This is a genomic window from Rhizorhabdus sp. P4_G5 (assembly GCF_056401065.1).
The window spans coordinates 1-26630 of record NZ_JBFUKB010000005.1 but is presented as its reverse complement, the minus strand read 5'-3'; the positions used below and the strand labels follow the sequence as shown (position 1 = coordinate 26630).

Genomic DNA, 26630 nt, shown 5'->3' with positions numbered 1-26630 from the left:
CGGCATCCTATTGGAGGGGAATGCCCTGCCATCCGACGGCTGACAGCATGACGCTGCTAAATCCCTGCTGCAACCAAGACGCGCGGCTGGGCAGTGACTAGCCGTCTCTGTTACCGTTACACCGTCGCACTGGCCTCGGCTGAGATCGCCGGTGACACCAGCGGGAATTCGCGCTACCTGCCGTCATCGACATGAGCGACATGGGTGAACTCGCGACCGATCGCTTAGGTGGGGATACGCCTCTGCCTGACTCAGACACACATTGCGCGGAAATGATGCGCGAGCTGCAGTCGGTGATCGCCTCGTCGGACTTCGCGCGTGCCCCGATCATGAAGCGCCTGCTGTCCTTCCTGGTCGGCGAAACGGCGGCGGGCCGTGGCGACCAGCTCAAGGCCTATTCCGTGGCGGTTGACGGGCTGGGCCGGGCCCCCGACTATGACGCGCGGGCAGACAGCTATCCTCGCGTGCAGGTCGGCCGGCTCCGCCGGATGCTGGACAGCTATTACAGCGTGACGCCCCCTAGTTCCGGGCTACGGCTGACCATCCCCAGCGGACGCTATCGGGTGACGCTGCAGCCTGTGGAGGCGACGGCCGAAGAGGCGGCCGTTGCACCGCCGCCGGTGCCGCCGATCCCGCCGCTGGCATTCAGCTTCCAGGCCGGACTGCTCATCCTCCTGCTGTTGCTGAGCACCGCCGCGCTGATCCGGATCCTGCCGATGGACATCAGCGCGCCGACCATCGGGCATGAACGCCCGGTGCTCGAACTCGGCGCTACCGACATGGCGAAAAGCGGCGAGCTCGGCACCCTTGCCCGGGCGACCCTGATCAACGGTCTCGGCCGGAGCGGGATGTATGACCTCCGTGCCCAGCGTCGCTCGGGCACGACGGATCCGCTTGCCGTTCCCGCGCGCTACCATCTTGCGACCGACCTGATCGGCGGTGAGCGCCCGCGCCTGTTCCTGCGCCTGACACGGCTCTCGCCGGATCGATTGATCTGGTCGGGCGATTTCAACATTCCGACCGAACAGGGCGTCGATAGCGAAGCGCTCGACCGGGCGCTGGCGCCCGCCATCGCTACGATTGGCCGTGTCACCGGGGTCGTCGCCGCACACGAACTCCAGGAGCATGGCGGGCAGGAAGCAACCGGCTATAGCTGCCTGCTGCTCTATCACCGCTACCGCAAGGAGCGCACCGACGACGACCTCGAGCATGTGAGCACATGCGTGGAGCGCAGCACCAACCGGGATCCGAACAACGCCGAACTGCAGGCGGCGGCGGCGCAGCTGGCCGTCGAAAAGATGGTGAGTTCCGAAACCGATCCGCGCGACCGGCCCGCGCTGCTGCTTACCGCCCAGCGCCACGCCCAGATTTCCGGCTCCATCGACCCGCTCAACCCATGGAGCAACGCGGCGCGCGCGCGGATCGCGGTGGTTCGCCGGGCATGTTCTCAGGCGGTGGCCTTCGCGCTGCGGGCGGCGTCGCAGCAGCCTTATGATCCAGCCCTTCTGTCGGATGCCGGAGTCTATCTGCTCGACTGCGGCGATCCACGGGCAGAGCAGTTCATCCGCCGTGCCATCGCGCTGGACGACAATCCGGACGGTCGATTCTACGCCCCGCTGCTGCTGCTCGCGATCGGCCGTAACGATCACAGGATCGCCCACGAAGCCTTGTCGCACATGTCGCCGCCGCTGTTCGGACGGCATGGCCGCTTCTATCTGGTGAGCGCGGCGGGCTATGCGATGATCGGAGATCTGCCGCGAGCCCGCGCCTCATGGTCCCAGCTCGAGAAGATCGGCGCCCCGATCGCCCGTGACCCCCAAGGCTATCTCGCGCGGCTGGGTTATGCAGCTGCCATCCGAGCCAAGGCGATAGCACATCTCCACAAGGCAGGGCTTATCGCGTCCTGACGAAAAATCGACCGCGCGACCGGAACGGCTTCCGCTGCAGCCGATAGCGGGATAACATCCTGCTGCCGTATTAGGGCAACGGCACCGCCGGGCGGGCAACCGCAAGGCACTGAGGAGCAGGGACTATAACGCTTATCGGGAATCTCCCGCACGGCCTTGCCGGGCGGAATGCAAAGCTGTCGACCGACATTGTCGTCGCGATGGCGGCCATCGGACTTGCCGTCATAGGACGGGCGCTGGTCGATCTTTTCGCGCCCGGCGTGGTCGCCTATGCCTTTGTCTTTCCGGCGGTGATCTTTGCCAGCCTGATCGCCGGCGCGCGTTCGGGCTGGATGGCGGCGGCAGGCTGCCAGCTGCTGATCTGGTATTTCGTCATCCCGCCGCGCCGGGATTTCGCGATCAGTGTTCCGGATGCGATCGGCCTTTTCGTCGCCACTGCCTCGCTGGTGCTGACGGTGTGGGCGGTAGCCTCGTTTCGCGCGACGTCGATGCGGCTTCAGGAGGAGAAGCAGCGGCATGTCGAGCTGCTGTCACTCGCGCTGCGCGAGGTCGATCACCGCACGCGCAACAACTTCCAGATCGCCTCCTCGCTGCTGCTGTCGCGGGCGGCGGGCGAAGCCGATGCCCGGCTGCGCGACGAATTGAAGCAGGCGGCCGGCCGGCTGCAGTCCCTTGCAGCAGCCTATTCGAATCTCGCGCTGAGCAGCGCCGACCTTTCGACCGTGCTGCTCCACGAGCATCTTCGCGAGATATGCGACCGCGTCTGCGAAGGCATGCTTCCGGCCGGCGTGTCGCTCAGCTTCGACGCGGAACCCGTACAGATGCCGGCGCAGAGCGCGGTGGCGATCGCACTGATCGTCAACGAATGCCTGACCAATACCGCCAAGCACGCGTTCCCGGACGGCATTGGCGCCGTCGCTGTGTGGCTGCGCCCCGAAGGCGACGACGTGTTGATAACGATCGAGGATGACGGGATCGGCCTGACCGATGAACGCGCCGCAGGGACGGGTACGAAGCTGATCGATGTGCTGGCGCGCTCCTTGAAGGGCGAGTTTCACACGAGCAGCGGAGCGACCACCGATCGCGGAACGCGGTGCGAGCTAAGGGTGCCGCTGTTGCAGCTAAATCATTGACAGAGCATGATTCACGCTGTCGGTGGAAGCGCCACGCGCTCCCACCTCAAACGATCAGGCCCTAGGACGGCGCGCCAGGCGCGGCCACCCTCCCCGTCAGCCGAATCGCCCCGTTACATAGTCGCGCGTGCGCTGGCCGCGGGGGTTGGCAAACAATTCCTCGGTGGACTGGAACTCCATCATCCGCCCCAGATACATGAAGCCGGTATAGTTGGAGATGCGCGCCGCCTGCTGCAGGTTGTGCGTCACGATCACGATCGTGAAATCCTGGCGCAGTTCGACCAGCGTCTCCTCGAGCTTGGCGGTCGACACCGGGTCGAGTGCCGAGGCGGGTTCATCGAGCAGCAGCACATCTGGCTCGACGGCGATGCCCCGAGCCACGCACAGGCGCTGCTGCTGACCGCCCGAAAGACCGAGGCCGGAGGTGCCAAGCTTGTCCTTCACCTCGTCCCACAGCGCGGCGCGGCGCAGCGCCTTCTCGACGATCACGTCCATCTCCGCACGGTTCACGCGGCGATAGAGCCGCACGCCGAAGGCGACATTGTCGTAGATCGACATCGGGAACGGCGTCGGTTTCTGGAACACCATCCCCACCCGGGCGCGCAGGCCCGCGACATCGACCGGCGAGCGGACCATCTCCGCGTCGCCGCCGCCATCGCGCTCGCGCAGCCGCTGCAGGCTCTTGCGATCGGCGAGCACGTCGTGGCCATCGAGCAGGATTCGGCCGACCGCCTGCTGCCGGGGATAGAGATCGTAGATCCGGTTGAGCGCCCGCAGCAGCGTGGACTTGCCGCAGCCCGACGGTCCGATCAGCGCCGTGATCTTGTTGCGCTCGACCGGCAGGTCGACGCCGTGCAGCGCCTGGGTCTTGCCATAGAAGAAATCGAGGTTGCGCGCCTCGATCGCGAGATTGTCGCGCGGCGGGAACGCCAGATGAACATCCTCGGTCAGGTGCGAAAGGGCATTCATGAGCGGCGAGCCTCCCGAGCGATGATCCGCCCGATGATATTGATGGACAGGACGGCGATGGCGATCAGCAACGCGCCGACCCAGGCCAGGCGCTGCCAGTCCTCATAGGCGGACAGCGCGAACTGGAAGATGGTGGTCGGCAGGCTCGCCATCGGCTGGGTGAGGCTGGTGGAGAAGAACTGGTTGCCGAGGGCCGTGAACAGCAGCGGCGCGGTCTCGCCGCTGATCCGCGCGAAGCCGAGCAGGCCCCCGGTGACGAGGCCCGCGCGCGCCGCCTTCCAGATGATCTTGCGGATCACGAAGGAGCGGGCCGCCCCGAGCGCCATGCCCGCCTCGCGCAGCGCGCTTGGTTGCAGGTTAAGGATATCCTCGGTCGTCCTGGTCACGATCGGCGTGGCGATGATCGCCAGCGCGACGCCGCCGGCCCAGGCCGAAAAACCGTGGAAAGGACGGACCAGCAGCTCGTAGACGAACAGGCCGATCAGGATCGACGGAGCGGACAGCAGCACGTCGTTCAGGAAGCGGACGACATGGCCATAGGGCGTGTTGCCGCCATATTCGGACAGCCAGGTGCCCGCCAATATGCCGACCACCAGCGCCATCGCCATGCCGAGGCCGCACATGATCAGAGACCCCATGATCGCGTTCGACAGCCCGCCCTCGGACCCCGGCGCGGGCTGGGTCATGGTGAAGATCTTGCTGTCGATCCCGCCGATGCCCTTGCTGACCAGCGACCAGAGGATCAGCACCAGCGCGGTCAGCGCGACAAGCGTCGCCGCAGCCGTCAGTACGAGGAACACGATGTTGGATATGCGGCGGTACAGGGTGCGATCCATCGGTCCGCTCCTCAATATTTCTGGCCGCCGAGGAGCGCGCGAGCGATCGCGAGCACCCCGAAGGTGATCAGGAAGAGGACGAGCCCAAGCGCCACCAGCGCGGCGCTGTGCATGTCGCTGGTTGCCTCCGCAAACTCGTTGGCGATCGTCGAGGCGATGGTGGAGCCCGATGCGAACAATGAGTCCGGGAATGTGTGCGCGTTGCCGATGATGAATGTGACGGCCATCGTTTCGCCCAACGCGCGTCCGAGGCCGAGCATCACCACGCCGACGATGCCGCGCTTCACATAGGGAATGACGACCGAGCGGATCACCTCGAACGGCGTGCAGCCGAGGCCATAGGCCGCTTCGCGCAGCTGCGGCGGGATGGTCAGGAACAGCTCGCGGAACACCGCCGCCATATAGGGCAGGATCATCACGGCCAGGATCAGCGAGGCGGTGAAGATGTTCGCACCGTTCGGCACGCCGGCGAACAGCCTGTCCTGCCAGGAGCCGGGTTCGGCCTCCATGATCAGCGGCAGCTGGACATGTTCGGCGAACCAGGGGGCGAGCACGAACAGGCCCCACATGCCGTAGACGATCGAGGGAATGCCGGCGAGCAGCTCGACGGCGATGGCGATGGGGCGCGAGATCGACCGGGGACAGAACTCGACGAGGAACACCGCCACCCCCAGCGCCAGCGGCAGCGCGATCACCAGCGACATGAAGGCGGTTACCAGCGTCCCGACGATCGGGCCTGCCGCACCATAGACTTCGGTAACCGGGTTCCACTCGCTCGAAGTCAGGAATCCGAAGCCGAACTGTTGGAAGGCAGGCCAGCCACCGATGGCAAGGCTGATGACGACGCCGCTCAGCGTCGCCAGCAGCAGCGTCGCCGACGCGAGGCAGGCCGCGTGGAAGATCGTCTCGCCCATCGACTTGCCCGCCGCGAATCGGGAGGCGGCAGGTGGTTCATCTGTGGGAAGTGCGGCGCTGGCCATGTTTCTCATCCAGTGAAAGGGCGGAACGCGAATCTCTCGCGCACCGCCCTCTTCAGCCCAAAGATCGCTACCGGATCAACGCGAAGTGTAGACCGGCTTGCCGCCCGACTTTACGCTGGCAAGCCACTGCTTGCGGACCAGCCCCTTCACGGCGGCGGGCAGCGGCACATAATCGAGCGCCACCGCCGAAGCGTCGCCACCCTTATAGGCCCAGTCGAAGAACTTCAGCACGCTGGCGCCGGTCGCGGCGTTGACCTGGTTCCGGTAGACCAGGATGAAGGTTGCGCCGGTGATCGGCCAGGCCTTCGGACCCGGCTGGTCGAGCAGCAGGATGTAGTTGCCGGGTGCTTTCGACCATTGCGCGCCGGCGGCGGCGGCGGCGAAATTGGCCGCGGCAGGCGCCGGGAACTGGCCCGCCTTGTTCTGCAGCAGAACGAAGGTCGCCTTGTTCTGCTTGGCATAGGCATATTCGACATAGCCGATCGAACCCATCGTCTGCTTGACGAAGGCCGAGACGCCGTCATTGCCCTTGCCGCCGATGCCGGTCGGCCAGGACACCGCGTCGCTGGCGCCGACCTTCGAGGCCCAGGCCGGATTTTTCATCGCCAGGTAGGAGGTGAACAGGAAGGACGTGCCCGAGCCGTCCGAACGGTGGACGACGGTGATCGGCAGGTTGGGCAGCCGGACGCCGCGGTTGAGCGCGGCAATGCGCGGATCGCTCCACTTCAGCACCTTACCCAGGAAGATGTCGCCGAGCAGCGCGCCCGAGAGCTTGACCTGGCCGGGCCGGACGCCCGGCAGGTTCACGATCGGCACGACGCCGCCCATCACGGTCGGGAACTGGTACAGCCCCGACGCGGCGAGCTCCTCGGGCTTCAGCGGCTTGTCCGTCGCGCCGAAATCGACGGTCTTCGCCTTGATCTGCTTGATGCCGCCGCCCGAGCCGATCGCCTGATAGTTGAGGCCGACGCCGGTGGTGGCTTTGTAGGTCTCCGCCCATTTCGCATAAAGGGGCGCCGGAAAGGTTGCACCCGCGCCGGAAATATCCGCGGCATGGGCAGAAGCGGCACACAACAGGCCCGCGCTCAGCGTGGCTACAAATCTCTTCAGCATCAAAGATCTCCGAAGCCGGAGTTTCTCCGGCGGCGGCGCCCGCCTAGCCCCCGCCTGTTACAACATTGTGACACTTCCCGGCAGAGCCGGGAAAATCCGTCCGCGCGGCCGCTCACGCTCGCGTGGGCAAGCGCGCGCGCCAGGCTCGTCACGAAACTGCAATAATTCCGACCGGAAAGCGTAACGTCCTACGGCCATGTAACGACCGGACGCCGAGATCGGCCTCCTTTCCTGCGCCTCCCGCGAAGTGAACCCTATGCCGATGTCGATCATGGTCCTGCTTATTTTCGCGCTGGGAGCGGCAGCGTTCGTCGCTGCGCGGTCGCGGGCGAATCAGTTCAAGCCGGCAGCGGGCCAGCGCCTTCATTCGCGCCCGAATTATCATGGCGCGCACATGCTGCTGTGGGTCGCACTGCCCGCGCTTCTGTTTCTCGCGATCTGGAGCTTCGTATCGCCGAGGCTGGTGACGCAGGCGGTGCTCGACACCCCCGCCGCGGCCCAGTTGCCGCCAGCCGGCATCGAGCGCGACGCGGTGCTCGCCGAGATGCGCGGCCTCGTCGATGGCTCGATCGAGGCGAGTTTCAATCCCGCCGCGGAGCAGCTGGCGCCGGTCTACCGCGGCGCGGCCGATCATTATGCGATGCTGGGCGGGATCGCGGCCGCGCTGCTCGCGCTCGCCGGCGGCGGCTATGCATGGACGCGGCTGCATCGGGATTTCCGCGCACGGAACCGGGTCGAGCGGGTGATAATGCTGGTACTGCTCGTGGCATCGCTGATCGCGATCTTCACCACCTTCGGCATCGTCGTGTCGCTGCTGTTCGAGTCGCTTCGTTTCTTCCAGAAGGTTTCGCCGATCGAGTTCCTGTTCGGCCTCGAGTGGAGTCCGCAGACGGCCATGCGGGCCGACCAGGTCGGCTCGTCGGGCGCGTTCGGCGCGGTGCCGCTGTTCTGGGGAACGATCTTCATCGGCGCGATCATCGCCATGGTCGTCGCGATCCCGCTGGGGCTGATGAGCGCGATCTATCTCACCCAATATGCCAAGCCCGGGCTGCGCCGCTGGATGAAGCCCGCGCTCGAGATGCTCGCCGGCGTCCCCACCGTGGTCTATGGCTATTTCGCCGCGCTCACGGTGGCACCCGCGATCCGGGACTTCGCGGCCTGGGCGCATATTCCCGGCGCCTCTTCCGAATCGGCGCTCGCCGCCGGTCTGGTGATGGGCGTGATGATCATCCCGTTCGTATCCTCGATGGCCGACGATTCGCTCGCAGCAGTGCCCCAGGCGATGCGCGACGGCTCCTTCGCGCTGGGCGCCACGCCGTCGGAGACGATCCGCAAGGTGCTTGTTCCCGCCGCCCTGCCCGGCGTGGTCGGCGGGGTGCTGCTCGCGGTCAGCCGCGCGATCGGCGAGACCATGATCGTGGTGATGGCCGCCGGCCTTGCCGCCAACCTGACCGCCAATCCCTTCGCCAGCGTCACCACCGTGACCACCCAGATCGTCCAGCTGCTCACCGGCGACCAGGAGTTCGACAGCGCCAAGACGCTGGCGGCCTTCGCGCTCGGGCTGACGCTGCTGATCGTGACCCTCATCCTCAACATCATCGCCCTGCGCGTGGTGAAAAAATATCGGGAAGCCTATGAGTAGCGCCGCAGCCCTGCCGGGCGGAGAGATATCGGTTACGATCGACGCGAGCGGCTGGAAATCCGACGCGATGCAGCGTCGCGTTGCGAAGCGCTATGCATCCGAGCGGCGCTTCCGCGCGATCGGCATGTTCGCGGTCACCCTGTCGGCGGGCTTCCTCGCCTTCCTGCTGATCAAGATGCTGTACGACGGACTGGGCGGCTTCACCCAGACCGAGATACGGCTGACGGTCGACTTTCCCAGCGTCGCCGCGGGCGTGACGCCCAAGGCACTCGAGGGCAAGGGCGCCGACGATGCGCTGGCGGCGCTCGATCTGGAAAGCCTTGCGGCGACATCGGCAGCGGCAGCCTATGGCGAGACCGGGTCGCTGCTCCTGTCGGACGGAGCCTGGCTATCGCTGCGGTCGGCGCTCAAGAGCGATCCGTCGCTGATCACGCGCAAGGCCGAAATCTGGGTGCCCGCGTCGGTCAACATCGACTCCGCCGCCAAAGGTGCTGGCGAGCCCGATGCAAATCGCCAGCTCGCAGCGCTGAAGGCCAAGGGCAACGTCCAGACCGGGTTCAGCACGACCTTCTTCACCGCTTCGGACTCGACCGACCCGACCGTCGTCGGCATCTGGGGCGCGTTCAAGGGAACGCTGCTGACAATGGCGGTGACCGCGCTGCTGGCCTTTCCGGTCGGCATGCTCGCCGCGCTCTATCTCGAGGAATATGCGCCGCGCAACCGCTGGACCGACCTGATCGAGGTTTCGATCAACAATCTCGCGGCCGTGCCGTCGATCATCTTCGGATTGCTCGGCCTCGCGGTGTTCCTGAACTTCATGAACATGCCGCGATCGGCGCCGATCGTCGGCGGGCTGACCCTGGCGCTGATGACGATGCCGGTCATCGTCATCGCCTCGCGCAACGCGATCAAGGCGGTGCCGCCCTCGATCCGCGATGCGGCGCTGGCCATGGGCGCTTCGCCGGTCCAGGTCGTCTTCCACCATGTCCTGCCGCTGGCGATGCCCGGCATCCTCACCGGCACGATCATCGGCATGGCGCGCGCGCTGGGCGAAACCGCACCGCTGATCATGATCGGCATGCGCGCCTTCATCTCCTCGCCGCCGACCGGCCTGACCGAGCCGGCGACGGTGCTACCGGTGCAGATATTCCTCTGGTCGGACGAGGTCAGCCGCGGCTTCGTCGAAAAGACCTCTGCAGCGATCATCGTCCTTCTGGCCTTCCTGATGACGATGAACGCCACGGCCATCTATCTCCGCAACCATTTCGAACGACGGTGGTAAACCCGACCATGCAAGAAGCAGCTATCACGGCCTCGCTGAAGATGACGGCCCAGGCCGTCAACGTCTTCTATGGCGAGAAACAGGCCATCAGGAACGTGTCGATCGACGTCGACAAGGACAATGTCACCGCCTTCATCGGCCCGTCGGGCTGCGGCAAGTCGACCTTCCTGCGCACGCTCAACCGCATGAACGACACCGTCGCGGGCTGCCGCGTCGAGGGCCGCATCGCGCTCGACGGAGAGGACATCTATGCTTCGGGCATGGACGTCGTGCTGCTGCGCGCCCGCGTCGGCATGGTGTTCCAGAAGCCGAACCCCTTCCCCAAGTCGATCTACGAAAACATCGCCTATGGGCCGCGCATCCACGGCCTCGCATCCAGTAAGAGCGAGATGGATCACATCGTCGAGCGCTCGCTGCAGCGCGCCGGCCTGTGGAACGAGGTCAAGGACCGCCTCCAGGAAAGCGGCACCGCATTGTCGGGTGGCCAGCAGCAGCGGCTGTGCATCGCCCGCGCCATCGCCGTCGATCCAGAGGTGATCCTGATGGACGAGCCCTGCTCGGCGCTCGATCCGATCGCGACCGCCAAGATCGAGGAGCTGATCACCGAACTGCGCGGCCGCTTCGCGATCGTCATCGTCACCCACAACATGCAGCAGGCCGCACGCATCTCGCAGCGCACCGCCTTCTTCCACCTCGGCGAGCTGGTCGAATATGGCGGCACCGGGGATATCTTCACCAACCCGGTCCAGACCCGCACCCAGGATTACATCACCGGCCGCTACGGCTGATCTGCCACCGCCAATTGTAACATTGGAGCAGCGCGCGGCCGGGCCCCCGGTCGCGCTGCGCGATTCCAGGCTCCTCCGCATCCTGCCTGTCACGTGATTGCAACACGGCCGTCACGACAGCTTCACAGGCCCTGCCTAGTGACTCCGCCCATGAGGCGAGTCGCCATTCGCCTCATCCACCTAAGGGGGAAGATAATGTATATTCGTCACAAGGCGCTGATGATCGGTGTCGTCGGTCTGGCCTGCATTCCGAGCATGGCCGCTGCCCGCACCCAGATCCGCGCCGTCGGCTCCTCGACCGTCTATCCGTTCGCGACCGCGGTCGCCGAGCGGCTCGCGCGGGCCAATCCGAACATGAAGCCGCCGGTCATTGAATCGACCGGCACCGGCGGTGGCATGAAGCTGTTCTGCGCCGGTGTCGGCGAACAGCATCCCGACATCGAGAATGCCTCGCGCCGCATCAAGGCTTCGGAGCTCAAGAGCTGCCGCGAAAACGGCGTCACCGACATCACCGAGATCCAGGTCGGCATCGACGGCATCGCCTTCGCCACCGGCAAGGCCACTGCGATGAGCAACCTGACGCCGCTCGACATCTACAAGGCGTTGGCCAAGACTCCGTTCGGCAAGGCCAACAAGGCCAGGACATGGAAAGACGTCAACGGCAACCTGCCCGCCACGCCGATCCGCGTGTTCGGTCCACCGCCGACCTCGGGCACCCGCGACGCCTTCGGCGAGCTGATCATGACGGCAGGCTGCAGCACCAGCCCGGCGATGCTCGCGCTCAAGAAGTCCGATGAAAACAAGTTCAAGGCGATCTGCACCGGCATGCGCGAAGATGGCGCCTTCGTCGAGACCGGCGAGAACGACAATCTGATCGTCCAGAAGCTCGAGAGCAATCCCGGCACCATCGGCATCTTCGGCTATTCCTATCTCGAGGAAAATGCCGACAAGCTGAAGGGCATCGCGATCAACGGCGTCGTGCCGACCTATGACTCGATCGCAGCGTTCAAATATCCCGGTTCGCGCCCGCTCTACATGTATGTGAAGAACGCGCACGTTCGCGCCATTCCGGCAATCAAGGCCTATATCGCGGAGTTCACCAAGGAAACCGCCTGGGGCCCGGGCGGCTATCTGGTCAAGCGCGGCATGATCGCGGCGCCCGCCCCGATCCGCGCCAAGAGCGCCGCAGCCGCGCGCGCGCTGACGCCGCTCAACGCCGCCGAGATCAAGTAACCGCGTGCGAACATCGATTTCGAAAAGGGGAAATATCGTGAAGAATAACGTGCACATGCTGCTGGTCGCGGCAAGCGCGCTGGCGTTCGCCAGTGCCGCCCAGGCGCAGGACACGCCGGCCGCCGACGCGCCCGTCGAAACCGTCGAGGAGCAGCCCGCATCGGCCGCCGACATGGAGTTCCTGAAGGCGCAGGTCGAAGCGCTGCAGGCGCAGGTCCAGCAGCTCACCGCCCGCGCCGCCAAGGCCGAGCCGAGCTGGAAGGGCGCACCCCAGTGGGTCGACACCGCCGGCTGGAGCTTCAAGCCCAAGGGCGTGCTCCAGTTCGATGCGGGCTATGTCTCGCTGCCGAGGAAGATCGCCGGCACCGTCGGCGTCGCCGGCACCAGCGCCGGATCGGGCGTCAATACCAACAATCTCGGCTGGAACACCCGCGCTCGCCGCCTGATCGTCGGCGCCGAGGGCAGCATGCCCGGCGGCTTCGGCTACAAGTTCGAGCTCGAACTGTCACAGGGCGGCGTCAACTATGAAGACATGGTGATCAGCTACCAGAAGCCCGGTAGCCCGTGGAGCATCACGATCGGCCATCAATATCCGCTGTCGAGCCTCGAGCTGCTGACCAGCAACCGCTTCACCACCTTCATGGAGCGCGCCGGCATGACCGACGCGCTGGGCTATGGCCGCCGCCTCGGCAGCACCATCGCCTATACCGACCCGGCCGGCCGCTTCGGCCTCGCCGGCGGCATCTACTCGGAAGACGTCGCCAACGCGAACGTCGCCCGCACCGGCTGGCAAGCCAGCGTCCGCGGCTATTATTCGCCGATGATCGGGCAGGTTCAGGGCCATCTCGGCTTCCAGTTCCAGCACCGCGTCGCGCCGACCGACGCCCAGAACATCCGTTATCGCCAGCGGCCCTACACCCAGGTTTCGGGTGAGCGCTTCATCGATACCGGCGCGATTGCGGCGAAGGGCGACGACATCCTCGGCGGCGAACTGGCGGCAATCTACAAGTCGTTCCACTTCGCCAGCGAATATCAGCATGTCTGGGTTCGCAGCATCAAGCCGGGTTCCGTGTTCGGCATCAACAATGCCGCCGGCACCACCAACTTCTCGATCGACGATCCGCAGTTCCGCTCCGGCTATGTCGAGGTTGGCTATTATCTGACCGGCGAAACCCGCGGCTACAAGGGCGGCAAGTGGGATCGCACCAAGGTGCTCCACCCCGTCACCGAAGGCGGCATGGGTGCGTTCCAGATCAATGCCCGCGCCGACTTCACCGATCTCAACGACAGGGTCGGCGGCCCGGCAACGGTGCTGACCGGCAACGGTATCACCTACATCAACGGTGGCGTCTCGAAGGGCTATGAAGCCAGCCTGATCTGGCTGCCGATGGATTATGTGAAGTTCATGCTTCAATATGCCCATTCGGACATTTCCGGTGGCCCCTCGGCACGCGCCTTCTCGGGTTTCACCACGGCGGCCCCTGCGGGCTTCCAGCACAAATATGGCGTCGATGCGGTTACCCTGCGGTCGCAGCTCGACTTCTAAACCGGTACCACACCCCCCACTCGCGCACCGCCGGTCGATCCGGCGGTGCGTTTTTTTGTGTCCGCGGCAGAATATCTTTCATGCCGCCGGACGCAGCGTCCTTGACGAACATGTTACAGATCGGTACTCGCATCTCCCTGACGTACCGATCTGTAACATCATCACAGGACAGTTGAGATGGCCTATCTCGATCTTTCGCCGCTGCACGGCCAATCCAGAACCGCTTCCGCGATCGACGCAGGGCAGTTTTCGTCGACGGAACTGCGCGTGATCGATCTCGCCGAACGGATCGACGCGACGGAGGAAATCGATCCCCGCAGCCATCTGGGCCGCTTCGTCGAATGGGCGCTCGGCGTCCGGCTTGCCCGTCCGCTCGCCGATCCTCGCCTCGAAGCGCTGCGCCGCTTCGCCTCGCTGGCGCGGCACCATGCCGGAGAGGTCTCCGAGGAGCATGTGCAGCGCCTTGTCGAAGCCGGCTACTCGCAAAGCCAGGCCTATGGCCTGCTCGGCTATCTCGGGCGGCGGAGGCGCGGGGCCCTGCACTGATCCGAACACCCCGCCGTTCCCTGCGGCGGGGCCGGGGGTGGGCACCGTCCCCCCGCGGTGGCGATCCGGCAGCCCCCAAGCCGTCGATCGCCGGCCCACCCCGATAATCCTGCTTAGAACGTCTTCACCACCGCCTCGAGCTGGTCGGTCGCGATGCCCCAGCCCTGCTCGAAGCCCATCGCTTCATGCTGTGCGAGATCCTCGGCGGTCCAATGGCGCACCCGCGCGGTATAGCGCGTCTTGCCGTTCTCATCCTCGAAGGTGAGAATCACGGTCATGAACGGCTTTGCCGACGGCTCCCACGCGCTGGTGAAGGCATCGGTGAACACCAGCTTCTCGTTCGGAATCACCTCCAGATAGACGCCGCGATTTGGCATCTCCTCGCCATTGGGGCCGCGCATGACGATCAGGCTGGAGCCGCCGGCGCGGACATCGGTTTGCGCCTCCGCTACGCTCCAGGGCGGCGGGCAGAACCAGCGCGGGATGATCTCCGGGTCCGTCCAGGCCCGGAACAGCTTGTCGCGCGGCGCGTCGATCAGCCGGGTGAGGGTCAATTCGTACATCCGGGAATCCTCCTTGTCTCGCCGCGAAACACTCAGGCTTCGCCGCGCGGGTAGATGATGATCGACAGATAGCGACTGGTCGGGCTGACCAGCGCCTCGGGACCGTGCAGCGCGCCCGAATCGAACAGCAGCGTGTCGCCCGGGCTGAGCGTGTAGCGCTCGCTGCCATGGCGATAGATCACTTCGCCTTCGAGCATGAAGATGAACTCCACGCCGCCGTGGCTGAAGCTGGTATGCGGCACGGCGTTCTCGCGCAGCACGATCAGATAGGGCTCGACCACCACGTCCCCGCGCAGGACATGCCCAAGCAGCTGATAGACATGCCCCGCCTTGGTGCCGCGCCGCTCGATGGTGAGCCCCTGCCCGGCCGGGACATAGGAACAGTCCTGCCGCTCCTCGAACGATGCGAACAGCGATGACAGCGGCACGTTCAACGCGCCGGCGATGCCCTGCAAGGTCGACAGCGAAGCGGATATGCCGCCATTCTCGATCTTCGAAAGCATGCCGTTCGAGATGCCTGCGGCCGAGGCGAGATCGGACATCGAGAGGTCGTTCTTCCGCCGCAGCTGCCGGATCTGCGTGCCGAGCGCCCGCTCCAGGCTGCGCTCCGCCACCTGCGGCGCGCTGGACCCGGTCGCGAGACCGCCATCGTCGGCGGTGGGCAGCATTTTGGCCATGCGGTGACTCTAATGGGTTTTCGTGCTTTCCAAAAGCGGCGTGCTGATGTCCATCGATTTGCGCAGGAATGCATCGCTCCTGCTCAGCATCTCGGCACGGACCGAGCTGTCTTCCAGATAATGATCCAGCTTGTCCCAGGTCACCAGCTCATGTGGCACGCCGGCTTCCCGGAGCTTGCGGTCCATCAGCCGCGATTCCGCTATCGAGACGTTTCGATCCAGTTCGGCGTGGAACAACAATATCGGCGCTTTCATCCTTGCTGCATTTTGGGCTGGTGATCCCTCGCGGATATGCGGCCCCGTTCCGATGAAATCCCTGACATTGGCGAAGTTCGTCCACCCGCGACTTTCTTCCTTGAGAGCGGCGAGATCCGTTACCGGCGCGATCGCGACAACCGCCTTGAACAGGTTCGGGTCGACAACCGAGGACTGCAATGCTGCATATCCGCCATAGCTCCAGCCAACGATGCCGAGCTTCGATGGAGCAGCAATGCCCTGCGAGACGAGCCATCGCCCGGCATCGAGCACGTCACCTATCGCCGCCTTCCACGAGCGAAACCCATTTTGCTGAAACCATGCGTCGCCGAAGCCAGCAGAGCCCCTGAACTGTGGCTGTAGTACAGCGAAGCCACGCGCCGCGTAGAATTGCGAAAGCCAATCGAATCCCCATTCGTCGCGGGCGCTCGGGCCGCCATGCGGCAACACTATAGCCGGTATGTTTTTTGCCTCCGCTCCCGGCGGCATTGTCAAATAAGCGGGAATCATCGTGCCGTCCGCAGCTGGATAGGTGATCGGTCGCACCGTAGCGAGCTTGCGCCCCTCAAGCGCGGGGCGGACGGCCTGCCAGATCGCCATGTGCCGCGTAGCCCTGTCGAGGACATAATAGACGCCAGGATCATCATCGCTGCCAGCCCATATCAGCAGCTTCTTCTCGTCCGCACTAGCATCGACGATCTCGACGGACGGCTGGTTTGGAAGCGCCTTGCCGAGCGACGACACCAGTTTGGCGATGTCCGCATCGAAATATATTCTTTGCCGGACGTCCGTTACGTAACTCACGCCAATCACTCGATGCCGCCGCCCGAGATAGATCAATCCATCTACGTCGACGTCGGGGCGGGAGAAAATCAGTTCCTCCTTCATCGATCCATCAAGCGAGATCCGATACAGGGCCGTGCGTCCGTCCTTCTTGCGCAATCCATAAACCGCGTTGCGCTCGTAATCGATCGCATAGGGATTGAAGCCTTCCCTGCTTATATAGTTGAAGTCGCCAAGCTCCTTCCATTCCCGCTGGTCCCGCGGGCGATATGAATAGCGTATGACCCCGCTGAGCTGCCCCGTTCCTCCGCGGTTGAGATTTATCCCCATGATCCGCACGGTGCCATGACCGTCACTGATATATTCGGCGATATCGGCGCGGGGCCGCTCGACAGTCGCAGCCGATAGCGTTCGCGTATCGAGCAGCTCGACCGATAACCCCTCCTCCTCGCTGCCCAGATGCGAGCCCGTTTTCGAGTCCGGCAGCTTCTGCCGAGTCATGAGGACCTTTCCATCCTGTTCCGGCAGCCAGTCAATGACCTCACCGCCTCCAAGATAATAGCCGCGCGTCCGGCTATTGAGCGGCTTGCTCAGCATCGTGACATTGCCACCTTTCGCATCAACCGCGATCACTCGGCTCAGCGGCAGCAGCGCATTGGTGTACTCAGTGTCTCGCGTCACGGCGTAGATCGTGCAGACGAGACGGTCGTTCGAAACCCAGTCGCAACCGAAAAGCCGCTCGGGATCGCCGCTCGACTGAAGCACCGCAACGGGCTGCGCCCCCGGTTCGAGCGATGTCGTAAAGAGCGTTGACGTCGCGCCTCCGGTTGGCCCGACAAAGGCGATATGCGTTCCGTCGGGCGAAAGGCTTACGTCTGCAAGCGTTTCGCGGGCGCCGAAGACCAGAGCTTCAGCTTCCTTGGGTGGCGGCGTACCGGCCGCGATCAGCAATGTCATTGCCGCAGCCGCCGCGATCCTTGCCAGCATAGTCTCTATCCCCGAAATGCATTCGGGGTCTCTTCTATGCCGCCGCAGGAGGCCTGCAAGCGCGATCCTGTCCATTTTAGCGGCGATTCGGCGCGGTGGCCTACCCTACAGAGGCATCAAATCCATCGCGTTCGCAATCCATGCGGCCCACGCGGCCAAGGCCAGGAACATCCCGAAGGGGACACTCGATCCAGCGCCCAGAGGCCGGCGGCGCGCGAGTTCGACGATGCACCATAGCAGCCCTGTCAGCGCCGCGCCCAGCAGCACCAGTGGCAGCATCCGCCAGCCGAGCCACAGCCCGATCGCCGCGAACAGCTTCACGTCGCCGCCGCCCATGCCCTCGCGGTGGCGGAGCAGGCGGTAGCCGTGGCGGATCGTCGCGAAAGCGGCGAACGCCGCAGCGCCGCCGATCAGGCGGTCCGCCAACGGCGGTGCAATGCCAGCGACGCCCACTGCGAGCCCTCCCAGCGCCAACGCTCCCGTCAGCCGATCGGGGAGCCAGAGATGGCGGGCATCGCACAAGGCAAGCGCGAGCAGCAGCCAGCCGAACAACGCACCGGCCAGCGCCTCGGCCGGATCCGCGGCAATGGCGAAGCTCAGCGCGCCGATGCCGGCCGCGGCGATCTCGGCAAGGGGATGGAGGCCGTTGATCCGGCTGCCGCAACAGGCGGCGCGCCCACGCTGCAAGGCAAAGCTGAGGATCGGGATCAGCCGCGCGGCCCCGATCGGCACGCCGCAAAGGTCACAGCTGGAGCGGCCTCGCGCTATCGAGCGCCCTTGCGGCCATCGAACGACCAGCGTGGCGAGGAAACTGCCGATGATCGCCCCCAGCACCGCGCCGGCCCAAATCAGCATCGCTGGTGCCATCCCTGTCCGGCCCCCTGTCATGAGGGCGTCACGCACTCATGCAATAGCCCGGGGGGCAAGAATAGTGGGGATCGTGATGCGCAATATCGGAACCTGCGGCTGCGGCCTGCTCGGGCGACTGCTGATCTTCGCGACCCGCAACGCGGTCCGGTCGGCCCCTCCTCAAAGATTGAGCAAGGCCGGATCGCCGCCCTGCGCGGTGATGTTGACCGACAGCGCCCGCTCGGTCGCATAGCGCAGCAGCGCATGCGGGCCGCCGGCCTTCGGGCCGGTACCGGAAAGCCCTTCGCCGCCGAACGGCTGGACGCCCACCACCGCGCCAATGATCGAGCGGTTCACATAGACATTGCCCGCCGCCACCAGCGCCCGCACCTCTTCGGCGAAGCGTTCGAGCCGGCTGTGGATGCCCAGGGTCAGCCCATAGCGGCGCGCCGCGAGCTCCCCGGCTACCGCCGGCAGATCGGCCGGATCATAGCGCACGACGTGCAGGATCGGGCCGAACACCTCGCGTTCGAGGAAGCCAGCCGACGGAATCTCCGCCAGCAGCGGTGCGAAGAAATCGCCGGCCTCCGGTCCGGCGCAGGCGTGCAGGATAATCGCCTCGCGCTTCAGCCGCTCGCGGTGCGCCGCAAGCGCGGCCTTGGCGTCGGCATCGATCACCGGGCCGACATCGGTCGCCGGATCAGCAGGGTCGCCGATGACCAGCGCCTCCATCGCGCCCCTGATCGTCGCGATCAGCTCGTCGGCGCTGTCGTTCGGCACGAACAGCAGGCGCAGCGCCGAGCAGCGCTGCCCGGCCGATCCGAAGGCCGACAGGATCACATCGTCGACCACCTGTTCCCTGAGCGCGGTCGTATCGACGAACATGCCGTTCAGGCCGCCCGTCTCGGCGATAAAGGGGATGATCGGTCCATTGCGCGCGGCGAGCTGGCGATTGATCGCCCAGGCCGTCTCGGTGCCACCGGTGAACGCGACGCCGTCGATGCCGGGGTGGTTGACGATCGCGCCGCCGATCGCCGCGCCATCGCCGGGCAGCAGCGCCAGCAGCGCGGGATCGAGCCCCGCCTTGTGGAACAGGCGGACGGCGCGCGCGGCAATCAGCGGGGTCTGCTCGGCGGGCTTGGCGAGCACGGCATTGCCGGCGGCCAGCGCCGCAGCGATCTGGCCGGTGAAGATCGCGAGGGGGAAGTTCCAGGGACTGATGCAGGCGAACACGCCACGCCCGGCCAGCTCCATCTGGTTGATCTCGCCGACCGGGCCGGGAAGTATCGTCGGCGCGCCGAACAGCCGCTCCGCCTGCTCGGCATAATAGCGGCAGAAGTCGACCGCCTCGCGCACCTCCGCGACGCCGTCGTTGAGCGTCTTGCCCGCTTCCAGCGACAGAAGGGCGACCAGCGCGTCCATCTCCGCTTCGAGCGCATCGCCCATCGCGCGCAGGATCGCCGCCCGGCCGCTGCCGCGCAGCGCATTCCAGCGCGGCTGCGCCTTGCGCGCCGCGATCATCGCGCGGTCGATGTCGGCAATGCCTGCCTCCGACGCATAGCCGATCACGCGGCCGCGATCTGCGGGGCTGGTGACTGGCCCGGGATGTGCGGCGACCAGTCGTCCCTCGACGATCGCGCCGGCCGTCTCGCGCTCGCCGGCGATCAGCCGCGCCGCCCGTGCAGCCCGTTCGCGCGCGTCCACCAGCGTATAGTCGCGGCCGAGCGGATTCTTGCGCGCGGCGCCATAGATGTCGGCGGGCAGCGCGATCCGCGCATGGCGCGCCGGATGCGCGGCGGCCGTCGCGATGGGGTCGGCCACCACCAGTTCGGCGGGCACCTGCTCGTCGAGCAGGGCGTGGACGAAGCTGGTGTTCGCGCCATTTTCCAGCAAGCGGCGCACCAGATAGGGTAGCAGCTCCTCATGCCCGCCGACCGGCGCATAGGCGCGCAGACGCAGCGGCCCGTAGCGATTGGCCGCGGCCGCATAGAGCGCCTCGCCCATGCCATGCAGCCGCTGGTGCTCGATCGTCACCCCGGCGCCGTCGGCCATGCCGCGCACCGCTGCGAGGGTATGGGCATTATGACTGGCGAATTGCGGGTAAAGCGCCGGGCTGGCGTCGATCAGCGCCTTTGCGCAGACCAGATAGGACAGGTCGGTTGCCGCCTTGGTGGTGAAGACCGGATAATCCGGCCGGCCGGCGACCTGGGCCTTCTTGATCTCGCTGTCCCAATAGGCGCCCTTGACCAGCCGCACCATGATCCGCCGCCCGCTGCTTTCCGCTAGCGCGCGAAGCGCCTCGATCACCGCCAAGCCGCGCTTCTGATAGGCCTGGACGACGACGCCGAGGCCGGTCCAGCCGCCCAGTTCCGGCTCCTTGACCAGCCGCTCGATCATCTTCAGCGAGACAACCAGCCGATCGGCCTCCTCGGCGTCGATCGCGAAGTTCAGGTCGTGGCGGGCCGCGATCAGGGCGAGCCGCTTCACGCGCGGATAGAGCTCGTCCCAGACGCGCGCTTCCTGCACCGCCTCATAGCGGGGCGACAGCGCCGACAGCTTGACCGACACGCCGTGCCCGAGCTCCGGCCCCGCGCGGTTCGACGCCGTGCCAACCGCCTCGATCGCGTTGGCATAAATCGTCTCGTAACGCGCGGCATCGGCGGCGGTGCGGGCGCCTTCGCCGAGCATGTCGAACGAGCAGAGATAATTCTCGCGCCGGGCGCGGCCGAGCGCATCGCCGATGGTGCGGCCGAGCACGAACTGCTCGCCCATCATGCGAACCGCGGCCGCGACCGCCTGGCGGATCACCGGTTCGCCCAGCCGCGCGGTCATCCGCTTGAGAAAACCGCCGAGGTCGTGTTTCGCCTCGTCGTCGACATCGATCAACCGGCCGGTGAGCATCAGCCCCCAGGTCGAGGCGTTGACGAACAGGCTGTCGGATTGGCCCAGATGACTCGCCCAGTCGGCCGAGCCGATCTTCTCCGCGATCAGCCGGTCGCGCGTCTCGGCGTCGGGGGTGCGCAGGAGCGCCTCGGCCAGGCACATCAGCGCGAGCCCCTCGCGCGTGCCGAGCGAGAATTGCTGGAGGAAACTCTCGACGACGCCCTGCTTGCGGGTGGAGCGCCGCGCCTCCTCGACCAGCGCGACCGCCTCGGCGACGATATCGGCCCGGTCCTGAGCCCCCAGCGGCTGGCGATCGAGCAGCCCGCGCACGACGTCACCTTCATCGGCATATTTGCCGGCGTCGATGATGTCCCAGTTCGAAAGCACGCTTGCCATATATTCTCCATCGCCGCCGAAATACCCGAGCAATCTAGATGATATTGCGGATCAGGCCGAAGGTGCTTCATATTAATGACCTGATATCCGAAGGGATGGATAAATCATGGCAACCGCACCGAAGCATGTTCCAATCGACGAAACCGATCGCCGGCTGCTGCGCGTGCTGCAGGAGGATGGCCGAATCACGAACCAGGCGCTCGCCCAGCGCTGCAGCCTTTCGCCAGCCGCCTGCTTCGACCGGGTCAAGCGGCTGCGCGAGCGCGGGGTGATCACCGGCTACACCGCGCTGCTCGATCCGGAGAAGCTCGACCAGGCGCTGATGATCTTCATCGAGGTGCTGCTCGACCGCACCACGGACGATGTCTTCACCGCCTTTTCCGAACATGTCCGCCGCGTGCCGCAGGTGATGGAATGCCACATGGTCGCAGGCGGCTTCGATTATCTCCTCAAGGTCCGCGTGTCCGACATGGCCGCCTATCGCAGCTTCCTGGGCGACATCCTGACGGCCATGCCCGGCGTCCGCGAGACGCGCACCTATGCAGTGCTGGAGGAGGTCAAGCTGACGACGAAGCTGGCGGTGTGAAGCAGGACGAACAGGATCCAGCGGCCCACAAGCCTCTGGCTACCCACGGGTGACGCCCTTCTCGTCCATGGTCGAGACCGGCAACTCGATGGTACAGCAGATGCCATCGTCACCCAGTTCGAAGCTGGTCCTTGCGCTCAGCTGATATGGCATAGCCCGCTCGATCAACTCACGGCCTTGGCCGCGCCGACCGACGATCGAACTCGGCTCGGGCATCTCGACGCCCGTCTCCTTCCACTCGATGCGCAGCCAAGAAGCGCCGCTCTCCGGTTCCTGCTCCACCCGCCAGAGAATCGACAGCTGGGCTCCCGGCTGGCCGAGTGCTCCGTATTTCAGTGCGTTGGTGGCCAGCTCGTGCATCGCCATGGCAAGTATCTGAACGGCACTGGAGCGCAGCCTGACCTTCGAAGGGCCGTCAAGCATGACCGCGTCGCCGGGAGCGCCCATCGCTTGCAGTTCGGTACGGATCAACTCGTCGAAGGTGACCCGCTCATATTCGTCGAGTCGGGAGAGTAGCCCCTGCACGCGGGCCAGGGCATCGATCCTGGATTGGAATCGGATGTCGAAATCCGCCAGGTCCGAGCTCGTCTTCAGTGTCTTCGACGCCGTCGATCGCACTACCCCCATCAGGTTGCGGGTGCGGTGTTGCAGCTCGTGGACGAGCACCTGCAGACGACTCTCGCTTTCCCGCAGCGCCGCCTCGGCCCGCGCGCGTTCGACCGAATCCCAGACGCGCTCGGCAGTCTCTTGCACCAGCTGGATATCCGCCTCGGTCCACACCTTGGGGGCGTCGTCGGCTGCTGCCAGCACTCCGACCCACCTCCCGTCCTTGACCAGAGGGAAAGCACAAAAGGAGACAACCTGCGAGGCGGCGAGGCGCTCCCTCAGGGCCGCGGATACCAATTCGGAGGTTCCTGCATCGGAGAGAATGACGTGCCGCCCGCGATCGAGGTCGTGCATTATCCAGTCAAGGTCGGACGTCGAACGCTCGCCGACCACCGAGAGCCGCTGACCGTCGACAGACTCCTCGGTCGTAAAGACAAGGCTATCGTTCGCGCCCTTCTCGGCATAGAAGGCCTTGCTCACGCCAAGTCGTTGCGCCAGAAGGTGGCAGGCCTCGCCCTCAATTGCGATCGGATCGGTCAATGGTCGCAAGGCATCGCTGAGTTTCAGCAAAAAGGCGTGGCGCTGCTCAGCCTGCTTCCGCTTCGTGATGTTCAGGAAGAGCGCGGCAAAGCGACCCGGTTCGGTAGGATATGCTATCGCTTCGAGCCAGTTCCCGAGGGCGGGGACCTCGCGCTCGAAATGGATCGCCTCTCCGGTCTTGACCACCAGAGCGAACATTTCGACCCAATAAGACTCCCGACCAGGAAAGAGTTCGCTGGCGCGCAGCCCTCGAACTTCTTCGTTCGGCCGGCCGACCATTCGCCGCCACGCCGTGTTGGTTTCCAGGACCACATAGTCGACGGGCTCGCCGTCCGGCCCGAATACCATTTCACAGTGCAGGAAGCCTTCGTGCATGCGCTCGAACAAGCCGTGCCAGCGTTTCTCGCTCGCGCTTAGCGCTGCCTCCACCCGGCTCTGTTCCACCGCGGCCCAGGTGCGTTCGGCAACATTACGGATCAGTTCGACGTCAGTTTCCCGCCAGTGACGTGGGGTGGAATTGGTGACGTAGAGAAGGGCCGGAAAACCCCGTGCCTTGATCAGGGGCACCGCAACGCTGGCGGCTATCCCTTTCCGTGCGAGAGCGGCCCGGTGATGGGGTGAAGACGTGCGTTCATCCAGCGCGACATCGTCGATCACGACGGCTGCGGTCTCCCGAAAATCGAAACCATAATTGCCGAAATCCTCTATTCGAAAACGCCCCCCGGCCAAGTTGGGCACTTTTCCATTCGTCCATCCCGCCAAGCCCGTCACGAACTCGCCCGACGCGTCGATCTCCGCGTAGCCGACCTGTCCGGCGTCCAGGTAGCGCCCGAGTGCCTGGCATGCCGCGAACGTGATCTGTCCCGCATCGCCGAGCGACCGCAGCACGTCACTGAGCTCCAGAACGAGCGCCTGTCGCTCTTCCCTCTCGAGCATGAGCGCTTCTTCGCGCTTGCGATCCTCGATATCGGTGGAGGTGCCGAACCAACGGACGATCTTGCCGGTCACCTCATCTAGATAAGGTTCAGCGCGAAGGAGAAACCATCGATAATTACCATCGTTGTCGCGAAGTCGGCTCTCTACGGCAGAAACGCTACCGGTCACCCGTGCCGCCTGGAACACATCCATGGTGCGCTCAAGGTCATCGGGATGAATATAGTCTGTCACGACATCGCTCACCGTCGTGGACGGGCAGGACCAGCCGGCATAGGTCATCCACTGCCGGTTGACGAATTCGAGCCCGCCCTTCGCGTCGGTGATCCAGACGAATTGGGGCACGGCGTCCGCCATCAGCCGGAACCGAGCCTCGCTTTCACGTAGCGCCGTTTCCGCCCTCGCGCGCTCCACCGCCGCCCAGGTGCGCTCGGCCACCTCTTCAGCCAGTTCGATGTCATCCGCCGACCAGAGGCGTGGGACATGGCTGTGGATTACAAGCGCCGCCGCGAGGTGACCTGACTTGATGAGCGGAACGTCGATGAGCGCGGCGATCGAGATGCGCGCGAAGGATGCGAGCGCCTTCGTCGACGATGTCCGCACGTCATGCGCCACGTCGTCGATGGCAACTGTGCAACCCCGCTTCAGATCCGCGCTAAAGCGGTGCCCGAACTCTGCAAGCCGATACCGTCCAACGTTGCTCGGGATGGAGCCATCATTCCACTCTCTTTGAACGGTCAGGAACTCGACCGAAGGATCAACTTCGGCATAACCTACCTGTACGACCCCAAGATGGCGGCCTATCGCTTCGGCGGCAGTGAACATGATTTCGCGCGGATCATTCAGCGGCCGCAGCGTGTCATTGAGCTTCGACAAGAACAGCTGCCGCTCATCGGCCACGCGCAGCGTCGCGACCATATCGTCAGCTTGCGAGATAAGTGTGAGCACCCCGCCGACGCCATTTGCCGTGCCCGCGTCAGCTATAGCGCTTTGGCTGTAGGTCCAGTGGACATCCTCCACGCGCCCGTGTCGCTCGATCGAGATCAGCCGGCTTTCGCATCGTTTCGGAGCGCTGCCGGCCATGATCTGCTCACAGCCCGGGCGGAGGGCGCTCCAAATCCCGGAAGGCTGCGCTGCCAGGGGCGCGAGAAGCGAAGAGCGTATGTCTGGGCCGAACAGGCGGAGCCACGCATCGTTGTTGAACAGGAAGAGTTCCGGCCCCCATGCAAGCGCCGCCGGACGGTCGATGGCGAGCAGCATGCTCAATGCCGTCTTGAGGCTCTGCGGCCAGTCCTCCATCGGCCCGAGCGACGTTTCCGTCCAGTCGCGAGCGCGGATGAGTTCCCCCATCTCGCCGCCACCATCTAGCCACTCGTTCATCATGCGCGTCCCGCACTTGTTTCGGGCGGACATCTCGATCGCTCGTTCGTGCAGAATGCACCGATCGGGTTCACTATGCCATCGTCAATCCGGACGACGCCCGAAAAGGATGAAGCGGCACTAAAGGACGACGGCAGCCCGGCCTTCAGCACAATCCATATGCGCCTGAGATCGGCGCAGAGTACACTCGTCGGGATGCGCCGTCCGCTACCCCAGCCGTTCCGCATGCCAGCGCAGATGATCTTCCATGAACGTCGAGATGAAATAATAGCTGTGATCATAGCCCGGCTGCAGCCGCAGGGTCAGGTCGATCCCCGCCGCTGAGCACGCCGTCGCCAGCAGTTCGGGCCGCAGCTGTTCGGCCAGAAAGCTGTCGGCGTCGCCCTGGTCGACCAGCAGATCCTTCACCCGCGCGCCATCCTCGATCAGCGCGACCGCGTCATGCCTGCGCCAGACCGCGCGGTCCTCGCCGAGGTAGCCCGCCAACGCCTTGTGGCCCCAGGGCACCTGACCCGGCGCGACGATCGGCGCGAAGGCGGAAATAGCGCGGTAGCGGTCGGGGAAGGTCAGCCCGATGGTCAGCGCACCATGGCCGCCCATAGAATGGCCCATGATCGACTGCCGGCCCATGTCGGCGGGAAAATGCGCGGCGATCAGCGCCGGCAGCTCGTCGGTGACATAGCTCCACATCTTGTAGTGCCGGGCATAGGGGTCTTGTGTCGCGTCGACATAGAAGCCTGCGCCGAGGCCGAAATCATAGGCGCCGTCCGGATCGTCGGCCACGCCGTCGCCGCGCGGGCTGGTATCGGGCGCGACGAAGATCAGGCCGAGTTCGGCACAGGCGCGGCGATACTCGCCCTTCTCGGTGACGTTGGCATGGGTGCAGGTGAGCCCCGACAGGTAGAAGACCACTGGTAGCCTGGCGCCCTCGGCGTGCGGCGGCACAAAAACGCTGAAGGTCATCGGCGTTCCGGTCGCGGCGCTAGCATGCCGATAGACGCCCTGCACGCCGTCGAAGGCACGTGCGGTGCTGACGGTTTCCAGGCTCATGTCGGCGCGGCTCAGAACACCACCACGCTGCGGATGCTTTCGCCGGCGTGCATGAGGTCGAAGCCCTTGTTGATGTCCTCGAGACCCATGACGTGTGTGATCATCGGGTCGATCTCGATCTTGCCGGCCATGTACATGTCGACGATCTTCGGCACATCGGTCCGGCC

20 protein-coding genes and 1 pseudogene are annotated in these 26630 nt (G+C 65.3%); 9 read left to right on the top strand and 12 right to left on the bottom strand.

Going from position 1 to position 26630, the window contains the following annotated elements:
• Positions 1–272 precede the first annotated feature (272 nt).
• Positions 273–1907: a tetratricopeptide repeat protein gene (locus tag AC1DQK_RS09935; RefSeq protein WP_477869946.1), complete on the top strand. Its 1635-nt coding sequence runs from the start codon at positions 273–275 to the stop codon at positions 1905–1907.
• A gap of 200 nt (positions 1908–2107) precedes the next feature.
• A complete protein-coding gene (locus AC1DQK_RS09930) occupies positions 2108–3040 on the top strand; it encodes a sensor histidine kinase (protein ID WP_477869944.1) in 933 nt (310 codons plus the stop codon).
• Positions 3041–3136: 96 nt separating this feature from the next.
• Here the strand turns inward: AC1DQK_RS09930 and AC1DQK_RS09925 are convergent, their stop codons facing one another.
• The 4 genes from AC1DQK_RS09925 to pstS form a co-directional block, all read right to left on the bottom strand.
• On the bottom strand, positions 3137–4009 hold the full coding sequence (locus AC1DQK_RS09925) for a phosphate ABC transporter ATP-binding protein (protein WP_477869942.1): 873 nt from the start codon (positions 4007–4009) through the stop codon (positions 3137–3139).
• Positions 4006–4845, bottom strand: coding sequence for a phosphate ABC transporter permease PstA (gene pstA, locus AC1DQK_RS09920; protein ID WP_477869940.1), 840 nt, complete (start codon positions 4843–4845; stop codon positions 4006–4008). The genes AC1DQK_RS09925 and pstA (AC1DQK_RS09920) overlap by 4 nt, the downstream gene beginning before the upstream one ends.
• A gap of 11 nt (positions 4846–4856) precedes the next feature.
• Positions 4857–5825 (bottom strand): phosphate ABC transporter permease subunit PstC, encoded by a 969-nt coding sequence (gene pstC / locus AC1DQK_RS09915; protein WP_477869938.1) that lies wholly within the window; start codon positions 5823–5825, stop codon positions 4857–4859.
• Positions 5826–5900: 75 nt separating this feature from the next.
• Positions 5901–6938, bottom strand: coding sequence for a phosphate ABC transporter substrate-binding protein PstS (pstS, locus tag AC1DQK_RS09910; protein WP_477869936.1), 1038 nt, complete (start codon positions 6936–6938; stop codon positions 5901–5903).
• Positions 6939–7200: 262 nt separating this feature from the next.
• On the opposite strand from pstS, the gene pstC (AC1DQK_RS09905) reads away from it, so the two are divergent.
• From pstC (AC1DQK_RS09905) to AC1DQK_RS09880, 6 genes are all read left to right on the top strand, one after another.
• Positions 7201–8580: a phosphate ABC transporter permease subunit PstC gene (pstC, locus tag AC1DQK_RS09905; RefSeq protein ID WP_477869934.1), complete on the top strand. Its 1380-nt coding sequence runs from the start codon at positions 7201–7203 to the stop codon at positions 8578–8580.
• Positions 8573–9862 (top strand): phosphate ABC transporter permease PstA, encoded by a 1290-nt coding sequence (gene pstA, locus AC1DQK_RS09900; RefSeq protein ID WP_477869932.1) that lies wholly within the window; start codon positions 8573–8575, stop codon positions 9860–9862. Before pstC (AC1DQK_RS09905) ends, pstA (AC1DQK_RS09900) begins: the two co-directional genes overlap by 8 nt.
• 8 nt (positions 9863–9870) lie before the next feature.
• A complete protein-coding gene (pstB, locus tag AC1DQK_RS09895) occupies positions 9871–10650 on the top strand; it encodes a phosphate ABC transporter ATP-binding protein PstB (RefSeq protein WP_477869930.1) in 780 nt (259 codons plus the stop codon).
• A gap of 219 nt (positions 10651–10869) precedes the next feature.
• Complete coding sequence (locus AC1DQK_RS09890) at positions 10870–11883, top strand: substrate-binding domain-containing protein (RefSeq protein ID WP_477870837.1); 1014 nt, start codon at positions 10870–10872, stop codon at positions 11881–11883.
• A gap of 37 nt (positions 11884–11920) precedes the next feature.
• Positions 11921–13429 (top strand): OprO/OprP family phosphate-selective porin, encoded by a 1509-nt coding sequence (locus tag AC1DQK_RS09885; protein ID WP_477869928.1) that lies wholly within the window; start codon positions 11921–11923, stop codon positions 13427–13429.
• Positions 13430–13606: 177 nt separating this feature from the next.
• Positions 13607–13975 (top strand): hypothetical protein, encoded by a 369-nt coding sequence (locus AC1DQK_RS09880; protein ID WP_477869926.1) that lies wholly within the window; start codon positions 13607–13609, stop codon positions 13973–13975.
• A gap of 113 nt (positions 13976–14088) precedes the next feature.
• Here the strand turns inward: AC1DQK_RS09880 and AC1DQK_RS09875 are convergent, their stop codons facing one another.
• The 5 genes from AC1DQK_RS09875 to putA form a co-directional block, all read right to left on the bottom strand.
• On the bottom strand, positions 14089–14538 hold the full coding sequence (locus AC1DQK_RS09875; protein WP_477869924.1) for an SRPBCC family protein: 450 nt from the start codon (positions 14536–14538) through the stop codon (positions 14089–14091).
• A gap of 32 nt (positions 14539–14570) precedes the next feature.
• Positions 14571–15215 carry a helix-turn-helix domain-containing protein gene (locus AC1DQK_RS09870; protein WP_477869922.1) on the bottom strand — a complete coding sequence of 215 codons (645 nt, stop codon included), beginning with the start codon at positions 15213–15215 and terminating at the stop codon, positions 14571–14573.
• A gap of 9 nt (positions 15216–15224) precedes the next feature.
• On the bottom strand, positions 15225–17240 hold the full coding sequence (locus AC1DQK_RS09865; RefSeq protein WP_477869920.1) for an alpha/beta hydrolase family protein: 2016 nt from the start codon (positions 17238–17240) through the stop codon (positions 15225–15227).
• Positions 17241–17345: 105 nt separating this feature from the next.
• Positions 17346–18095 carry a prepilin peptidase gene (locus tag AC1DQK_RS09860; RefSeq protein ID WP_477869918.1) on the bottom strand — a complete coding sequence of 250 codons (750 nt, stop codon included), beginning with the start codon at positions 18093–18095 and terminating at the stop codon, positions 17346–17348.
• 174 nt (positions 18096–18269) lie between these two features.
• The gene (putA, locus tag AC1DQK_RS09855) at positions 18270–21368 is read right to left on the bottom strand and encodes a bifunctional proline dehydrogenase/L-glutamate gamma-semialdehyde dehydrogenase PutA (protein ID WP_477869916.1); all 3099 of its coding nucleotides are present in this window, start codon (positions 21366–21368) and stop codon (positions 18270–18272) included.
• A 106-nt stretch (positions 21369–21474) separates the two neighbouring features.
• Here putA and AC1DQK_RS09850 point away from each other — a divergent pair, with 106 nt between their 5' ends.
• A complete protein-coding gene (locus AC1DQK_RS09850; RefSeq protein WP_477869914.1) occupies positions 21475–21954 on the top strand; it encodes an Lrp/AsnC ligand binding domain-containing protein in 480 nt (159 codons plus the stop codon).
• A gap of 39 nt (positions 21955–21993) precedes the next feature.
• On the opposite strand, the gene AC1DQK_RS09845 is transcribed toward AC1DQK_RS09850, so the two are convergent.
• From AC1DQK_RS09845 to AC1DQK_RS09835, 3 genes and pseudogenes are all read right to left on the bottom strand, one after another.
• Positions 21994–25416, bottom strand: coding sequence for a GAF domain-containing protein (locus tag AC1DQK_RS09845; RefSeq protein WP_477869912.1), 3423 nt, complete (start codon positions 25414–25416; stop codon positions 21994–21996).
• A 204-nt stretch (positions 25417–25620) separates the two neighbouring features.
• Entirely contained in the window at positions 25621–26457 is an 837-nt protein-coding gene (fghA, locus tag AC1DQK_RS09840; RefSeq protein WP_477870835.1) for an S-formylglutathione hydrolase, read from the bottom strand.
• A gap of 17 nt (positions 26458–26474) precedes the next feature.
• Positions 26475–26630: pseudogene (locus AC1DQK_RS09835) on the bottom strand (S-(hydroxymethyl)glutathione dehydrogenase); the annotation flags it as partial.

Bases quoted from the DNA above. Each gene is read 5' to 3' on its own strand.
- AC1DQK_RS09880 (WP_477869926.1), top strand. From the start codon at position 13,607: ATGGCCTATCTCGATCTTTCGCCGCTGCACGGCCAATCCAGAACCGCT.
- AC1DQK_RS09865 (WP_477869920.1), bottom strand. From the start codon at position 17,240: ATGCTGGCAAGGATCGCGGCGGCTGCGGCAATGACATTGCTGATCGCG.
- AC1DQK_RS09850 (WP_477869914.1), top strand. From the start codon at position 21,475: ATGGCAACCGCACCGAAGCATGTTCCAATCGACGAAACCGATCGCCGG.
- pstB (WP_477869930.1), top strand. From the start codon at position 9,871: ATGCAAGAAGCAGCTATCACGGCCTCGCTGAAGATGACGGCCCAGGCC.
- pstC (WP_477869938.1), bottom strand. From the start codon at position 5,825: ATGGCCAGCGCCGCACTTCCCACAGATGAACCACCTGCCGCCTCCCGA.
- AC1DQK_RS09870 (WP_477869922.1), bottom strand. From the start codon at position 15,215: ATGGCCAAAATGCTGCCCACCGCCGACGATGGCGGTCTCGCGACCGGG.
- AC1DQK_RS09860 (WP_477869918.1), bottom strand. From the start codon at position 18,095: ATGCTGATTTGGGCCGGCGCGGTGCTGGGGGCGATCATCGGCAGTTTC.
- AC1DQK_RS09875 (WP_477869924.1), bottom strand. From the start codon at position 14,538: ATGTACGAATTGACCCTCACCCGGCTGATCGACGCGCCGCGCGACAAG.
- putA (WP_477869916.1), bottom strand. From the start codon at position 21,368: ATGGCAAGCGTGCTTTCGAACTGGGACATCATCGACGCCGGCAAATAT.
- AC1DQK_RS09925 (WP_477869942.1), bottom strand. From the start codon at position 4,009: ATGAATGCCCTTTCGCACCTGACCGAGGATGTTCATCTGGCGTTCCCG.
- AC1DQK_RS09930 (WP_477869944.1), top strand. From the start codon at position 2,108: ATGGCGGCCATCGGACTTGCCGTCATAGGACGGGCGCTGGTCGATCTT.
- AC1DQK_RS09890 (WP_477870837.1), top strand. From the start codon at position 10,870: ATGATCGGTGTCGTCGGTCTGGCCTGCATTCCGAGCATGGCCGCTGCC.
- pstA (WP_477869940.1), bottom strand. From the start codon at position 4,845: ATGGATCGCACCCTGTACCGCCGCATATCCAACATCGTGTTCCTCGTA.
- AC1DQK_RS09845 (WP_477869912.1), bottom strand. From the start codon at position 25,416: ATGATGAACGAGTGGCTAGATGGTGGCGGCGAGATGGGGGAACTCATC.
- pstS (WP_477869936.1), bottom strand. From the start codon at position 6,938: ATGCTGAAGAGATTTGTAGCCACGCTGAGCGCGGGCCTGTTGTGTGCC.
- AC1DQK_RS09935 (WP_477869946.1), top strand. From the start codon at position 273: ATGATGCGCGAGCTGCAGTCGGTGATCGCCTCGTCGGACTTCGCGCGT.
- pstC (WP_477869934.1), top strand. From the start codon at position 7,201: ATGTCGATCATGGTCCTGCTTATTTTCGCGCTGGGAGCGGCAGCGTTC.
- pstA (WP_477869932.1), top strand. From the start codon at position 8,573: ATGAGTAGCGCCGCAGCCCTGCCGGGCGGAGAGATATCGGTTACGATC.